Origin of the sequence: Nostoc sp. WHI (assembly GCF_015714725.1) — a bacterium.
Classification (GTDB): Bacteria; Cyanobacteriota; Cyanobacteriia; order Cyanobacteriales; family Nostocaceae; genus Nostoc.
In genome coordinates this window covers 25,259-41,644 of sequence record NZ_WBKM01000349.1, presented here as the reverse complement: position 1 = coordinate 41,644, position 16,386 = coordinate 25,259, and the positions used below count along the sequence as shown (strand labels likewise).

Genomic DNA, 16,386 nt, shown 5'->3' with positions numbered 1-16,386 from the left:
ACCCTCTACCCCCTACCCCCTGCCTCCTTCAATACATTCCTCATCAGCCATGACACCCCCTGAGCCAAAAACTGATTTTGAAGACAATCTTCCCCAAACCTCATTTGAACCACCTCCTGGAAAAAGGCGATCGCTGTGGTTATTTTTAGCAGCACTATTATTGTTAGGAGGCGGAGCAACTATAGTTTGGCCTTTGCTCACTCCCCAAAATTCAGCACCTTCAACTGCTAACACTCAACCTCAAGGGGTAAGAGTCAAAATATCGACGGTACAAAGCGGCATAATTGAGGAAAGTTCAGATTTCATTGCTAGCCTAAAATCCCAGCGCTCACTCACACTCCAGCCAAAGATTCCGGGTCAAGTCACTCAGATATTTGTGAAATCGGGAGATCCAATCACAGAAGGAGCAGCAATTATCCAAGTAGACTCTAGAGCGCAACAAGCAACGGTAATAGGAAGCAATACTACCCCTCAGGCATTTTTAGTCCAACTGGAAAATGTCCGCGCTACACTCAAATCTCTGGAAGCAGAACGGCCATCCTACGTTTTTTATGTGAAAATGTACCAGCAGGACTACGAAAAGTATTCCGCTTTAGCTGAGGAAGGAGCCGTATCTCGACTGGCTAGGAATCAGTCTGCTAATAGACTTGCCACTGCTAAAACTAATCTTGATGCCATTGATTCCAGGATTCAAGCCCAACGAGCCACCATATTGCAGGCTGAAAAAACCTTGCAGCAAACTAATCTAAATACTCAAAACCAACAAGTTCAAATTCAGGACGGCAAAATTACCGCTCCCTTTGGTGGTACAGTTGGCGACATCCCCGTGAAAGTAGGTGACTTGGTTAATACTTCCACACAATTAGTTACTATCGCTCAAAATCAACCTTTAGAAGTTAACATCTTTGTACCACTACAGCGATCGCCACAGTTGCGTAAGGGAATGCCAGTGGATATTTTGAACGCCCAAGGTCAGAAGTTAGATAGAAGTAGGGTATTTTTTATTGCACCTAATAGCAGTAATAAAACACAAGGAATATTGATCAAAACCCTCTTTAACAATCCTAAAGGTCAGCTACGTGCAGATGAATTGGTAAGGGCGAGAGTGATCTGGAATCAGCGCCCCGGAGTCTTAATTCCGACAACAGCAGTAACTCGTGTAGCTGGAGAAACTTTTGTTTATGTAGTTGAAACAGAAAAATCTCCCCAAGGTATATCCCAACAAGTAGCTCGGCAAAAACCAGTCAAGCTAGGCCAGAGCAGAGGTAATCATTACCAAGTTATCGAAGGATTACAGCCAGAAGATCAGATTATTATCTCAGGACTGCTCAATCTTAGGGATGGTGTTGCGATCGTTCCAGAATCTTAGAAATAAAGACGCGATTTATCGCCGTCTTTACAATAATCAGTCCTTTGTAGAGACGGCGATTTATCGCGTCTCCTGCCTTAACCGAACCGTGTTGACAAGTCAGGGATATATTTTATATTTGTTAAAATTGTAAAAATTCCGAGTTCCGAGTTCCGATCTCAAAGTTCCGAGTTCCGATCTCGAAGTTCCGAGTTCCGATCTCAAAGTTCCGAGTTCCGATCTCAAAGTTCCGAGTTCCGATCTCGAAGTTCCGAGTTCCGAGCTTAAAGTTCCGAGTTCCGAAGCTAGTAGTTCCGAGTTCCGAAGCTCGTAATAAATAGAAATTTCAGTCTTATCCAAACTCATATTGACAGTGTTAAACCTAAGAGGATGTCTTAAAAGTATTTGGCTGTGATTTTAGGCACTTATTGATCCCCCCAACCCCTTAAAAAGGCTACGGTGTACAGACAAGTCTTCTAGAGTTGTCCCACAGGCTTTTGATTCCCCCAACCCCCTTAAAAAGAGCAGTAGCGAATTCTATTCACCCAATACTTTTCAAACATCCTCTAAGACCTAATCCCCAATCCCCAATCCCCATGTTTGTTGATTTCTTCATTAAGCGACCTGTATTTACAAGTGTTTGCGCCATTGTCATTTTGCTGGTAGGAGCTATCAGTATCCCTACACTACCCACAGATCAATATCCAGAGATTAGCCCAACTCAAATTAACGTTACTGCTAATTATGTCGGTGCTAATGCTGAAGTCGTAGAAAATACCGTTACGACTATCTTAGAGCGGCAAATTAACGGCGTTGAAGGCATGAAGTACATGACTTCAAATAGCAGTAACAATGGCAACAGTACGATTACCGTCACATTTGACGCATCGCGTAATAAAGATATTGCAGCAGTCGATGTGCAAAATCGGATTTCTATCGCCGAACCTCAGTTACCAGAAGTTGTGCAGCGAACTGGAGTCACCGTCACTAAACAATCTAATAACATCCTCTTAGCGATCGGGCTGTACTCAAATGATAAAGAATACGACAACATTTTTTTAAGCAACTACGCTGACCTTTACATAGTAGATGCCCTCAAAAGAATCAAAGGTGTGGGTGAGGTACAGATTTTTGGTGAACGCCGCTATGCGATGCGCTTGTGGCTCAACCCCAACAGCCTTGCCAGTCGTAACCTCACCGCCCAAGATGTGATCGATGCACTCAACGAGCAAAACTTACAGGTGGGTGCTGGGCAAATTGGGCAGCAGCCAACATTACCAAATCAGATGTATCAAATCGATTTGCAAGCTGTTGGCAGACTAAGTGGGATAGAGGAATTTGCTGACATGGTGATCAGCACATCTGAGAATGGTACGCTGGTAAAGCTTAGAGATGTAGGTCGAGCAGAGTTGGGAGCAGAAAATTATAGTACTTTTCTGCGATTTAAAGGCAATGAAGGTGTGGGTCTTGGGATATTTCCCAGTCCGGGGAGTAATGCTTTAGACGTTGCTAAGGCAGTGAAAGCTGAAATGATCCGACTGAGGAAAAGTTTTCCACCAGGATTGGAATATCAAGTGGCGTTTGATACAACACTTTTTATCGAAGCATCCCTAGCAGAAGTAGTTAAGACGTTGATAGAAGCGATCGCTTTAGTCGTCTTAGTAATTTATATCTTCTTGCAAGACTGGCGAACTACACTCATTCCGGTGATTGTCGTTCCCCTAACCTTGATTGGGACTTTTGCCTTTATCAAGGCTTTTGGATTTTCGATCAACACTCTGACCATGTTTGGTTTAACTTTGGCAACAGGATTGGTGGTTGATGACGCAATTATCGTCGTTGAAAATATCTCTCGCTTAATTGAAGATGAGGAGATGTCACCCGGACAAGCTGCCTCTGAGTCAATGCGGGAGCTGTTCGGGGCAGTAATTGCCACATCCCTAGTGTTAATGGCTGTATTTATACCCGTGGCATTCTTCCCAGGAGCTACAGGACAGATATACAAGCAATTTGCGCTAACGATCGCCTTTTCAATGGCAATTTCTACCTTTCTGGCCATTACCTTGACTCCTTCTCTCTCCGCCTTGCTGCTGCGTCCGGGGCAAAGACAACGCGGTTGGTTGGGTTGGATTTTTGGGCAGTTTAACAGGTTTCTTGAGTGGATGCGTCGGGAGTATGAAGGCGTACTCAAGGGTTTGACACGGATCAAAGCGATCGTCGTGGGAGTATTTATATTGTTATTGGGGGTGACGGGCTGGCTTTACATCAGCGTACCTACAGCCTTTATCCCTGATGACGACCAAGGTTATTTCATTACCATTATCCAAGGGCCAGAGGGAGTTTCACTCAACTACACCAGCAAAGTCATGGCTCAGGTGGAAAAAGAAATCCTGAAATTGCCGGAAGTCACAGGTACTTTTGCGATCGGAGGCTTTGGTTTTAGTGGTAACTCTGCCAATAGTGGAGCGATTTTTTCGACACTCCAGCCTTGGGACAAGCGTCACGAACCGGGACAGTCAGCACAAGCAATTATTGCCAAGTTGGGGGGAGTGCTAGGGGGAATTCCCGAAGCGAGAATTTTCGCAGTGAATCCGCCATCTATTCAAGGTTTGGGTAGTTTTGGCGGCTTCCAGTTTCAGCTACAAGACAGAACCGGTAACAGTGGTTTAAATAACCTACTGCAAGTTATGGGTCAGTTACTCCAAAGCGGGAATCAGACACCAGGATTGCAAGCTGTGTTTAGCACTTTTAGCGCAAATACACCGCAGATGTTGATTGAAGTAGATCGTAACAAAGCCAAATCCCTGCAAGTAGAAGTAGACGATATCTTTAATACCCTACAGTCTTACTTGGGTTCGCGGTATGTCAACGACTTTAATTTGCTACAGCGCACTTATCGGGTGTATGTCCAAGCGGACGCTCGGTTTCGCTCTAACCCGGCGGATATCGGTAAATTATACGTGCGCTCTGCTACCAATCAGATGATTTCCCTGAGCAATTTTGTGAAAATTACTCCTACTACTGGGGCGCAAACGATCAATCACTACAACTTGTTCCGCTCCATTGAAATCAACGGCTCCGCCGCTCCTGGTTATAGTTCCGGTGAAGCAACAACAGCAATGGAGAAATTAGCAGAGAAGGTTTTGCCAGCAAGTATGGGCTATGAATGGTCGGGGATCGTCGCCGAAGAGAAACAGTCTGGTGGTCTAGCGCCCTTAATTTTTGGATTGGGACTTGTCTTTGTGTTTTTGGTGCTGGCTGCTCAGTATGAGAACTATGTTGACCCAATAATTATTATGCTGTCAGTTCCTCTGGCTATTTTGGGGGCGTTGTCAGCGCAGATGTTGCGCGGTTTAGCTAACGATGTGTTTTGCCAAGTTGGTTTAGTAATGCTGATTGGTTTGGCAAGTAAAAATGCCATTCTGATTGTGGAATTTGCCAACCAACTGCAAGAGCGGGGTCTTTCAATTACCAAAGCGGCGGTGCAAGCATCACAAGAACGCTTGCGACCGATCATGATGACTTCCTTCGCTTTTATCTTGGGTGTTTGGCCATTGGTAAATCCCGAAGGAGCAGGAGCAGCTAGTAGAAAATCTCTTGGGACTGCGATCGCTGGTGGTACTATTGTCTCTACTTTCTTGACTCTGTTTTTTGTCCCAATTTTATATATCGTCATTGGCAACATTCGCCATCGCTTGAGTCCACGTCGTCGTCAGCTTCAAGAGGTAGATGTTAGTCAAGATGGCAAAGTTCCTTTTACTAGCCATCACTAAGGGAGCAGGGGAGCAGGGGGGCAGGGGGAGAATACATTACTAGTGACCCTTGACCTCCTTCGCCTCATCGATCGCCAGAACCTATCGTAAAATTGAAGATGATACATCAAGACTTTTAGGCACTGTGAACTTTTTTATTGGTTGTGCTGTTTGGGCGTATAAAGGTTGGGTGGGCGAACTCTATCCCCAAGGCACTCGCACCACCGATTTTCTCCACCTCTACAGTCGCCGCTTCACCACTGTAGAAGGTAACACTACCTTCTATGCCGTACCTAACCAAGAAACTGTAACCCGTTGGGCTGCTGAAACACCTACAGGGTTTGAATTTTGCCTAAAATTACCGCGAGATATTACCCATCAAGGGTTACTACAACCATATACATTTACTGCTTTAAAATTTCTGGAAGGGATGCGCCCTTTAGGTAAGCATCTTGGCCCGATATTTGCCCAGCTACCACCTAGTTATGCACCTGCATTGCTTGACGATTTAACGAGCTTTTTGTCAGCTTGGCCGCGTACAGATGCACCTCTAGCGCTAGAAGTTCGGCATCCCGACTGGTTTAAGGAACCCCATGCGAGTAATTTGACGGCGCTTTTAGAAAAGCTAGGCGTGGGACGAGTATTGTTGGACTCACGCCCCATCTACACCGGAGATGATGATCCTCAATTACAATCAGAACGGCGTAAACCTAAATTACCGTTGCAATTGAGTGTAACAGCACCTTTTACTCTGATTCGGTTTATTTCTCATCCTACTTTATCAGTGAATCAACCGTTTATGGAAGAGTGGGCGAAGCAGATTCAGCAATGGTTACAGATGGGAGTGCGAATTTATTTCTTTGTTCATTGTCCAATAGAAGAGCGATGTCTGACGACAAGCCGCTTCGCGTCTACGCCCAGCAGTGCGCGTCACTTCCAACAGCTATTGGAACAAAGTGGTACATCAGTTGCACCCCTACCTTGGAATCAACTTGAGCATCCCCCAAATCAACTCAGTTTATGGTAAATACAAAATGCACAAGTTTCCAAGTCATGGGATGGTATAATAACAACTATTTTTGCTGTTACTATTTGTTTGCCAGAATTTTCTGGTAGGCTTGAATAGTTTGTTGTGCGATCGCATCCCAGCTAAAATTTTGTAATGCATATTTTTGGGCATTTAATCCCCGTCGTCGGCATTCTGCGGGATTTTGCAAAGCTTCTTGCAGTAATTCAATCAGTGATTGTACATTTGTTGCGCCCACCCAACCGGACTCACTATCAAGTACCTGCTGATAAATATGCACTTGGTCAGAAATTAGCACCGGTGTTCCTGCTACCATCGCTTCAGCTACAGCAATCCCAAAATTTTCGTAGTACGAAGGTAAAACAAATAAATCCGCAGATTGTAGTAAACTAACTTTTAGTTCACCAGTCACAAAACCAGTAATTGTAGTGTGCGATCGCAGTGGTGAATTTTGAATCTGAAATTTTATCTTTTGTTCGTAATTTGGATCTTGGGGATTTGTTCCAGCCAAGACAAAATGAAACTCATAACCAATTTCTAACAGCTTCTCTAGTGCCGGAATCAACAAATTTAACCCCTTTTTCGGATCAATTCGTGACATAAACAGCACCAAAGGGATCTCAGCAGGAATATTGAATCGCTGAGACACGATATTTTCCTTCTCTTCTTTTTTAACACCCAAGGGAATTACTAAATCTGGCGTATCTACGCCAAATCGCTCTGATATTTTGGCTTCTTGAGCGCTAGTAAAATGAATTGCTGCCGCACCAGCTAAATTTTGACGTTCTATAATTGCGACATAAAGCTGTTTTAATTGCTTCTTTTTGCGTAAATCAGCTGGATCGAGAGTACCTAAAGGACGCAAAATATAAGGTATTTTTTGCTGACGACACACAATAGCAGCAGCACTACTTATGGGAGAGAATAAAGCATGAATATGTGCTATGTCAAACTCTTGAGCATGACATTTTAGCCAGTTTAATAAATCTAGGGAAAATTTGTAGCGACGAAACGGGGCACAACGAAAGTAAATTATTTCATAGCCATCTTGTTTAATTGGACGATTTAAAGGAACATCCAGAGGTGCTTGACCATTGTCGCCATTACTATCAGTTGTGAGAATTGTAACTTCCACTCCCTCTTTTACCAACGCTGGAGCTAATCCTAGTACCATTTGACTAGGGCCGCCGTAAATTAGAGAAATTGAGGGGACAATTTGTAATATTTTCATTTTTTTGTCATTAGTCATTTGTTAATAGCTAATTAAATAGGTAGGCGTAATTAAACATAAGATAAAACCTCACCCTGCCTCCGGCTTCCCTCTCCTTACTAAGGAGAGGGATTGAGGGTGAGGTTTTATCTTTAATTTGACTCACTTACTCCTGACTATTAACCAATTCTTGATAAAAATCTAATTGCTGTTTAGCTAAAGCCTTATTCGTATATTTGATCATTGCTTTTCGATAACCCATTTCACCGAGAGTATGAGCAAAATCAGGTTTATCCATTAATTGAACTAAGCAATTAGCAAACGCTTCGGTATCACCTTCGGGAAAGACTAAACCAGCATCACCAATTACATGAGGAATTTCACCAGAATCGGAACCAATCACAGGTACTTGGCAAGCCATTGCTTCAATTAGTACATGACCAAATTGTTCTTTCCAGCCAACAGAAGTTAAGGTTTTAAACTTGTAAGTTGTTTCTGAAGGCAGTACCAAAGTACTCATTAAATTGATATAGTTTGCAACCTCGTCATGGGGGACACTTTCTACCAAAATTAACCGTTCTTTGATATTATTTTCTGCTGCTATTTGGATTAATTCAGTTTGCAATTCCCCCCGTCCCAGCAACAGTAATTTCCAAGGTTTATTTTTTAACGTTACCAAAGCTTTTAAAAGCGTTAGCAAACCCTTTTCTTGCACAAAACGCCCAACAAAACCTACCACAAAATCCCCTTTTTCAATCCCCAACTTAGTTGCTAATTCTAGTTGGGCTTTGGGAGTAAATAGACTTTCATCTACACCTAGTTGTGGCATGACTTTAACTGGCCCTTGATATCCCCGCGATCGCAAAACTTCTGCTCCATCCTGATTGCCAGAAATAATGCCATGACTGTGGTTGAGATTATATTTTTCTAATAAAGCAACTGGTAATTTCAGTTCATAAGGTAGATTCCACCAGGTAAAAAATACATTTTTCGCCTTGATCCCTAAGAGTTTATTCAAAGCAATCATCTGACTATAAGCCAGCCCTCTAGACCCTTGTTCTACCTGGATAATTTGCGGACGAAATTGTTTTAACAAAGATATTAAATCAGCACCAAAGGTAAGGAGTCCTTGATGATTTTGACTAAAATTAGAAACAGGAACGATTTTAAACGTGCCTTCATCACGGTATTCAGTTTCAATGATTTTGTTTTGCACACCACCTGGTTTCCAACGCTTTGGGACTACAACTGTCACTTCAATGTCTGGTTCTAGTCGAGATAAAGCGCGTAATTTTTCACAGTTCAGGTCTACGATATAAGTGTGACTAGCAACTAAAATTTTCATTGATATTTGTCATTTTTTTTTAATAACTAATGTCCAATACTTCTCTACGAGAGGCTGCGCCAACGGCTTCTCTCCGAGACGCTACGCGAACGCTCAGTACAAGTGCCCAATTACTAAACTTGTTGATCCAATTGAGTATAAACTTGACCATCGTTCCATATTGATTGGATGACAGTACCCAAGGCTTTGAAAAAACCCAAAGTGTAAAAAACAGCACGAGTTGCAATTTTGATCGGGGAACCGCTTTTGTGACAAGGTGGGCGTCCCAAAACGTGACAGTCAAATAAACGGGCGTAGAGACGTAAAGCTTGAATAACAGTGAGGTTTTTCAGCCCCAATAAGAAATGGTTGTGGTAGAAAGTGAGTTGATATTTGAGCGATCGCATACTAATATCATGACAACCCCCTGTTTCTTCGCCTAAATGCACCAAATGCGCCTCTGGATCATACCAAATCTTATATCCAGTCTGGCGCACCCGCAAACAAAAATCTGACTCTTCGCGCACTGCACTACCGCCAAACCTCTCATCAAACCTCAGTCCGTACTTAGTAAAAATTTCGCGGCGAAAAGACATATTACAACCCCTTGCTGTCAGTACTTGTTGGGGCTTGATTGTATGTACTAAATCAATATGATACCAAGCAATTCCTGGGTCCATAGCTTGGGGAGGCAGATATTCAATCTCTAAATCTCCTCCAGAATCACCCAATTTCATCCTGTCAAATACCCGTCCAGCGACAGCCCCCACCTCTGGGTTTTGTAAATAATTTTTTGCATGGGCTGCTAACAATCCTGGCGTTAGCTGAACATCATCATCAATAAACAATATTATTTCACCAGATGACCGTCGTACAGCATAATTCCGCGCTCCTGGCAAACTTGCCCAATCTAAGCGCAACCATTTAATTTTACCTGCCCCCGCCATCTCCTCTAAATAAGCTTGAATTTCTGGCTGGTGTTTTGGGGTTTGGTCTATCACCAAAACTTCAAAATTCGGATAGTCCTGTTTCAGAACATCCACAATGCTGTCTCGTAGTGGTTCCTCCCGACCATATGTCGGGATAACCACACTAATTAAAGGCCAATTATTCATGATTTTTATTAAGCAATTTTACTATTTTTATAATAGCCTTGTAATAATTAATTTTGAGGAATTTCCGTAAGCTGCCATTGCTTTAATTTACATCCAGTTAATAGCCGTATGATTGGCTAATATTACATTTTCGCATTTTTAGTTATTTATACTCATACTGCTGCATAAAGATTATCAAATAACTCATTTTGCTTTTCGGAGTTATGCACAATTTGCGCTTGAGCTAATGCTCCTGCACTTAAAAATTCATAATGTTCTCGTTTATCGGTTCTCTCTAGAAATTGGATAATTTGTTGTAATGCTTGCTCTGCCAAATAGTCATAGGTGCTATTCAAAATTTCCCAATATTCATCAGTTTTGGTTTTTTCTCCGTACAGCCAATTACTCCAGTGCCTAATTTCATCAATTGGTAACTCTAAAATATAGCCATTTTCGCCATGACGAACAAACTCTGGTAAGGCACATACATTTGTCGTAATTGCCGGAGTTGCAACTGAAAAGCCTTCGATGATACTATAGCCATAGGTATCATGTAATGTTGCCATTAATTGAAAATGACTTTGCGATAATAACTCAATAACTTTCTCATTAGGAATATTTTTATGAAAGATAACGTTGTTTAAATTAAGTAATTTTAAATCCTCTACATATTTGGTGCGATCGGGAAAATCAGTCGGGACTCCTGAACCATGTTCAAGTCCCGATATTATATGTATAGTAATAGGTAAACCTAATTTTTCAGCTTTCTTCGCTAGCCTTAAAGCAACAACTCCGCCTTTGCGGGCAATGTGATTTCCGATAAATACAATCTGGAGATTTTCTTTTTCTTGATAAAGTTTAGATTGATGAACTCTGACTGGAAAACTTGGATGGATTATATCCAATTTTTTGATGATCTTTTCTTCTATCTTCCACCCTTCTATCCGCTTAACTAATCTCAACTTTGCATAATCAGAGATAGCGATAATTTTTTGGCAATTTTCCAGTGCTAATCGATTATTTAATAATTCATAAATTACAGCTTCTTGCTTATTTTGAGGATTTCTATATAAAACCCGATGATCCTCAAAAGTGAGAAACCAAGGTTTATTTGTGTATAAAATTCTGTTGAAACAATGGATAGCTTGGTATTTTTCCCATACAGGTTGCCATGCAATAAAGCTGCCTAAAGGATACCAAATTTTTTCTATAGGATATCTGCCTGCGGGAAAAGCCTTGGGGTAGATGAGTGTATGCCGAGAATTTCGAGGTAGGTTTGGAATGCTGAGGTGTTTTTGACCTGCTATAATAACTTTTACCATTTTTGTTTCATTTAAATTGTTTTTAAACGTTTTTTCTGGTTTTTTTGCTGAGGGTTTGCATCTTCCAAATCTTGTTTTTCTAGTTCTGGCAATTTAAAAAGAACTCCCGCATAAAACCAATAATAGACAGCAACCGGATCAACATCCAGAGGGTAGTAATAGGTGTTGCAGCTAATAAACAATATAAACACCCACAAAGCTGCTCCGTAACTGCGGAAATTACGGTTCTTTATGGAGCGATAAGTTTTAAAGGCAATAATTGTTAAACTTGTTACCAAACCCAGAAAAGCGAGTACTCCAAGAATTCCAACTTCATAAAGTACTTTCGGGTAGTAGGTTTCCACAAGCTTAGTTTGACCCATTGCACGGGCAGAGTTAGTTGCTCTACCTAAACCACTTCCCAATGGCCCATCTACGTTTTTCCAATTTTCTTCAAATTGCTGGACGATAAAATCTTGAGGTGGTGAAGCGTTCCATCGGCCGGTAAAACTCTCGGTTCTCTCTTGCACGAGAGCAGGGTTAGTCACCATCGCAATTCCCACAATCAAGGCAAGTCCTACACCTATGGGGATAAATCGTTTCAGGTTGCCAATTTGTCCGGTGAGCAATAGCAAAATCCCGAAGCAGATTGGTACTAAAGCTAAGGCAATTCTCTGTCCAGAGATTACAGCATTGATAAAGACTGTCACTAAAGAACCTAAACCCACCAGCCGCCATATTGGGGAGGGGTCGGTGAAGCCAGTGGCAAAGGTAAAAAAGGTGCTAGCAATTAAGAACCATGCCCACTGCCAAGGAGCTACAAATGTCCCTGGTAGGCGAATAACTCCTTCATCGGGACTATATACTAGCGCCCCACCAAAATAACACCTGGCTTCGAGTGTTGCTCTAAATAAGGCATCTCCTTCAAGACCTCTAGTACCTTGACATACACCAGTTATTAGTAACAGGTATTGAATAAATCCCAGCACACAGCAAATCAGTATGAGGCCAATCTGGAGGCGCGATAAAAATAGAAAATCCCGCTTATTGCGAATTAGATAATAAGCACAACCAATCAGTGGAACATAGCCTAAAAATACTTTCAGTCCTAGAATTCCCATACCTAATGGTATTTCTTTGGGTGCTTTTTCCAATAGTCCCACACTAGGCGGGTTAAACTGCTGACCACCATTAATAAACAACAGTGTTAGCAGACTGCAACCTAAAACAATATAAAGTGGGATTTTAATGCCTTGAGGAATAATTATGGGTAGCCCCTGTTTACGGCAAGTCTGCCAAAGTCCAATTAGCGCTGGAATATAAAAAGCATCTTTAGCTAATTGGAGTATAGGACTATTGCCCAAGTAGTAAGTGATAGTACCCCCAATAGGTACGTAAATAATGAAGGCATACAGCGCTTGGCGGGGGTATTTATAGGAAAGGGACATAATGAGTATCCCTAAGACACCAGGAATTGCTGCTTTAATTCCACCTACAAAAAAAAGCAGAATGCCAACAAAGACACTGCCAAAGGTAGCGGTGGTGAGTAAGCTAATGAATTCTTTACGTCCTTGGGCTGCTTTGCGTTTTTGGGCTAACTGTTCTTTGAGGCTAAGGGTAGAAGTTTCTTTTCCAGCCTGTTTTTTTGATTTTTGATTTTTTGACTTGGATTTCAGCATAGTGGGGCTGTAGCCTATCAGCCTTAAAAAACATCTAGTAGGACTCCGATTTGATTTTTGAAAAGATACTGAGACTGAAAAGCCTGTTTTATCAGGGTTTCATTTGAAATATTTTCACAAATCAGACAGGAGTCCTATATAGCTTACATACAAATCAATTGGAATGGCTAGAGCGTGTACAAGCCAAATTCATCCTTGACTGATTGAGTTAAGGATTTTCGATCAAAAATATTGAAGTTTAACTTCATTGAACCGTAAAAAAGATTTTCTCCTGTTTCTACAATGTAAACTGCTCCAGGAAATGGTAATGGTTGAATAAGTTTATCTTTGTTTTCTAATACGCCTTTGACTTTACCGTGATCTATATAATATTTGTAGTATCCATAACCCCGATTATATTCTGCGTTTTCTGGTAAAAAATTTAAGTCATATCGGATAATATTGGATGTACCGCACATTGAATAGAAATTTTTTCTTTTGATATATATATTTACTACCTTCTTTATATTTATAACCTTTATTGATAAACCAGCCATTAGAGTTAGGATGTTGCTTAATAAATTTAGCTAAGTTTTTACTGATGCAATCATCTGCATCAACTGCCATAGTGTGAGTTGGAGAAAATTGACGAGCATAGATTAATCCCTTCAAGATTTTTCGCCCTTTATCTGTGTCTCCTCTAGCTATACGGTCTGTCTCATTGGGAGGAGGAAAGTCAACTGTAATGTACGTAATCCGGGGATGATCAAATTTTATTTTTGGTTGTTCATGGCAAACGACAATAGCATGAAAATCAGGAGAGATTTGATTGCAAATTGATTTAATGCATCTTTCAAATCCTTGTGTGACACGCTCCCAGGAATTGGAAACTTGGGGACTTTTAAGTGGGATAACAAAAACAAGCATTTTATTACCTTTTTTATTACCTTATAGAAAATAAGCAAAGAAACGAAAATAATTGTAACATATATAGACCTCTTTTCTAACAAAGAAAGAGGTTTACAATATACGTAAAAGTGCAAATGCAAATGCTACATCTTTCGCAGATGACCAAGGCTGATTAATTTGCAGAAGTGGTAACGACGAAAAAGTTGCATTTTTGAAAGGTGAGATAGTCGCATTGCTCCCGGTCAGCATTGGCAGCTTATGCCATAACCCTGATCATTAGTTTTATACCAGAGGCGCGAACTAAAATTCTGCCGATATCACTCATTGCAGCTTCAGCAAGAGCGATCGCTTCTTGCAAGTTCGGTAATAATTGTGGATAGGTCTGGAAGGTTTGCTCTACAGACTCTTAGTTTAAAGGTGTCGTGGAATTTTTGCTATCTTCTTAAACTGCGGGGGTCGAGGGCATCTCTCAGCCCGTCACCGAGTAAGTTGAATGCTAGTACTGTGAGGATAATTAGCACAGTCGGTGGCCAGATTAACCAAGGTTGCAGTACCAAAATTGAAGCATTGCTAGCCAGGGAAAGCATATTGCCCCAAGAGGGATCTGGTTGTTGAATACCCAAGCCGATGAGACTGAGTATCGCTTCTGCACTAATAAAACTGGGAACTGCAAGAGTAGCAGAAATAATTATATAACTAGCCGTTTGCGGCAAAACGTGGCGAAGGATGATATAAAGTGGGTTCCCTCCCATTGCGCGTGCCGCTTGCACAAATTCTCGCTCTTTAATTGATAGTACCTGTCCCCGAATTACTCGTGCTAAACCAGCCCAGCTAATGACCGAAGTAATCACCACAATCAACAAAAAGCGCTGGGTACTGCTTAAACCAGGCGGCAAGACTGCGCCCAAAGTCACCAAAAGATAAATACTGGGGAAAGTCATTAGCACTTCTGCCAAGCGCATGATGATGCTATCAGTCACACCGCCGAAATAGCCGGAAATTCCACCGATGATCAAACCGAGGGGATAAGTAATGATAATGCCAAAAATTCCGATGAACATACTGATGCGGCCGCCATGCAGCAGGCGACTAAATTGGTCGCGGCCTTGGTCATCAGTACCCAAGAGGTTGAATTTTGCCCCGCTTGTTGTGCCAAATAAATGCCAATTTAAGGGAATACCAGGAAAGATTGTCACTTCATCCCACTTGGGTGGTAGTGGCAAAGTCATCTGCAACAATCGGTATTCTGGGCCGGAGATAAATAGACGCAGGGGTGAAGGCTTTGTAAAGTCTACAATGACTTGGCGATCGCCTGTTTCTAAATTTGTGTCTCCCTGAGTTGTCGGATAAATATGGGGCCCGACAAATTGCCCTGACTGAGAAACCCAGTGTACCTGAGTTGGTGGCAGCAGTGAACCATTGGGTTGTGAGGCATAGGGATCATAAGGAGCTATGAAATCTGCTGCAATGACTGCTATATAGAAAACTAACAGCAAAATTGCCCCAAATCGTGCCAAAGGATTTTTATTCAGTCGTCGCCACCAATCCATAGTAGTTAGGAGTTATGAGTTAGGAGTTATGAGTTATTAAGGTTTTATCTTAATTCATAACTTATTCACGATTAATAATTTTTAACTCCCCACTCCCCACTCCTAACTCCCTACTCCCCACTCCTAACTTCTAACTCCCAACTCCCCACTCCCAACTCCCCACTCCTAACTCCCAACTCCCCACTCCTAACTCCCAACTCCCCACTCCTAACTCCTAACTCCCAACTCCCCACTCCTAACTCCTAACTCCTAACTCCTAACTCCTAACTCGCAACTCCTAACTTTTCTAAATACCGTTGCTGTTCTTGCTGTTGTTTTTCGTGTTCTACAACAAACACATTTGAGTAGAGATTAGCCAAAATTTGTTTTCCCTGTTGTGTCAATGACAGATAATGCAGTCCTTCTTGGATATAGGGAAAAACGCCATTCCAGTAAAATTTAGCGTAGTTATTACGTAAATCGGCAGGGGTTTTATAGCCCAAAACTTTATTTACACCAGTTTCTTCAAACTCGTAAAATAAAGAAGTAATTTTCTTCAAGTAACGTGGGTCGCTTAGTTGCCCAATCAAATCAGCAGCACGTACTAACCCTGCAAAGCACTTTGTCTCTTGCTGATCCTCTGCCGCAGGCACGGGAAATCTAGTCAATTCAATATTGCTCTTAATCGCTTCAGCATCTATTAACTTGTGACCCCCAAAACGCTCATCAATAAATAGCTTTGCTCTATCAACATGATAGGGTGTGAGACTGGCATCAGAAGCGCCAGAAGCTACAGCAATCATTTTGCCATTCTTACCTGTGGCATATAAGTCTGCTGCTTCTCGGTCTTGCCGGCAAACTCCCTTAACGTAGCCAATATCATGACACACTAAGGAAATGATACAATGCAACCAGTCTTCACTGGAAACACCGCCTTCTCTAATGTGTTTCCCACGTAAAATTTCTTGCCCCACTAGGGCTACTAGGACAGTGTGTTCAACATTGTGATAAAGGGCATCGCTGTTGGCAATGTTTTCCAAAGCCATGTTACCAGCCCAGGCAATAATGTCCTGATAATCATTTTTGAAACAGCCATAAGTGCGACGGTAGCCTTCTCGAATTTCATCAACGAAGGCATCAATTAAAATTTCAGTGGCATTGAACATATTTGATTAATTTGGTAAATACCAATTATTTATTGATTTTATTGATTGATTTCAAAATTCCATAATCA

Annotated in this window: 12 protein-coding genes and 1 pseudogene; 3 read left to right on the top strand and 10 right to left on the bottom strand. The window is 41.7% G+C overall.

The genetic code is table 11. The annotated features are described in order from the left end of the window. Positions 1 to 49: 49 nt before the first annotated feature. From F8S12_RS35800 to F8S12_RS35790, 3 genes are all read left to right on the top strand, one after another. On the top strand, positions 50 to 1,369 hold the full coding sequence (locus F8S12_RS35800) for an efflux RND transporter periplasmic adaptor subunit (RefSeq protein ID WP_196521095.1): 1,320 nt from the start codon (positions 50 to 52) through the stop codon (positions 1,367 to 1,369). 575 nt (positions 1,370 to 1,944) lie between these two features. Then, complete coding sequence (locus tag F8S12_RS35795; RefSeq protein ID WP_196521094.1) at positions 1,945 to 5,121, top strand: efflux RND transporter permease subunit; 3,177 nt, start codon at positions 1,945 to 1,947, stop codon at positions 5,119 to 5,121. 124 nt (positions 5,122 to 5,245) lie between these two features. Continuing rightward, entirely contained in the window at positions 5,246 to 6,127 is an 882-nt protein-coding gene (locus F8S12_RS35790) for a DUF72 domain-containing protein (protein ID WP_196521098.1), read from the top strand. A 61-nt stretch (positions 6,128 to 6,188) separates the two neighbouring features. Here F8S12_RS35790 and hpsP read toward each other — a convergent pair whose 3' ends face one another. The 10 genes and pseudogenes from hpsP to F8S12_RS35750 form a co-directional block, all read right to left on the bottom strand. Continuing rightward, the gene (gene hpsP, locus F8S12_RS35785) at positions 6,189 to 7,358 is read right to left on the bottom strand and encodes a hormogonium polysaccharide biosynthesis glycosyltransferase HpsP (RefSeq protein WP_196521097.1); all 1,170 of its coding nucleotides are present in this window, start codon (positions 7,356 to 7,358) and stop codon (positions 6,189 to 6,191) included. A gap of 145 nt (positions 7,359 to 7,503) precedes the next feature. Then, entirely contained in the window at positions 7,504 to 8,682 is a 1,179-nt protein-coding gene (gene hpsO / locus F8S12_RS35780) for a hormogonium polysaccharide biosynthesis glycosyltransferase HpsO (RefSeq protein ID WP_196521093.1), read from the bottom strand. Between the two features lie 113 nt (positions 8,683 to 8,795). Beyond that, the gene (gene hpsN / locus F8S12_RS35775; RefSeq protein WP_196521092.1) at positions 8,796 to 9,776 is read right to left on the bottom strand and encodes a hormogonium polysaccharide biosynthesis glycosyltransferase HpsN; all 981 of its coding nucleotides are present in this window, start codon (positions 9,774 to 9,776) and stop codon (positions 8,796 to 8,798) included. Between the two features lie 152 nt (positions 9,777 to 9,928). Then, positions 9,929 to 11,077: a glycosyltransferase family 4 protein gene (locus tag F8S12_RS35770; protein ID WP_196521091.1), complete on the bottom strand. Its 1,149-nt coding sequence runs from the start codon at positions 11,075 to 11,077 to the stop codon at positions 9,929 to 9,931. An 11-nt stretch (positions 11,078 to 11,088) separates the two neighbouring features. After that, a complete protein-coding gene (hpsL, locus tag F8S12_RS35765; protein ID WP_196521090.1) occupies positions 11,089 to 12,735 on the bottom strand; it encodes a hormogonium polysaccharide biosynthesis protein HpsL in 1,647 nt (548 codons plus the stop codon). Between the two features lie 167 nt (positions 12,736 to 12,902). Further along, on the bottom strand, positions 12,903 to 13,193 hold the full coding sequence (locus F8S12_RS41345) for a hypothetical protein (RefSeq protein ID WP_230968505.1): 291 nt from the start codon (positions 13,191 to 13,193) through the stop codon (positions 12,903 to 12,905). Next, the gene (locus F8S12_RS41340; protein WP_230968504.1) at positions 13,162 to 13,641 is read right to left on the bottom strand and encodes a hypothetical protein; all 480 of its coding nucleotides are present in this window, start codon (positions 13,639 to 13,641) and stop codon (positions 13,162 to 13,164) included. The genes F8S12_RS41345 and F8S12_RS41340 overlap by 32 nt, the downstream gene beginning before the upstream one ends. 244 nt (positions 13,642 to 13,885) lie before the next feature. Beyond that, a pseudogene (gene glmM, locus F8S12_RS41335) lies at positions 13,886 to 14,029 on the bottom strand (phosphoglucosamine mutase); the annotation flags it as partial. 28 nt (positions 14,030 to 14,057) lie between these two features. After that, complete coding sequence (locus F8S12_RS35755; protein ID WP_196521089.1) at positions 14,058 to 15,173, bottom strand: ABC transporter permease; 1,116 nt, start codon at positions 15,171 to 15,173, stop codon at positions 14,058 to 14,060. Between the two features lie 263 nt (positions 15,174 to 15,436). Further along, on the bottom strand, positions 15,437 to 16,318 hold the full coding sequence (locus tag F8S12_RS35750; RefSeq protein WP_196514468.1) for an Npun_R2479 family HD domain-containing metalloprotein: 882 nt from the start codon (positions 16,316 to 16,318) through the stop codon (positions 15,437 to 15,439). Between the last annotated feature and the right edge of the window lie 68 nt (positions 16,319 to 16,386).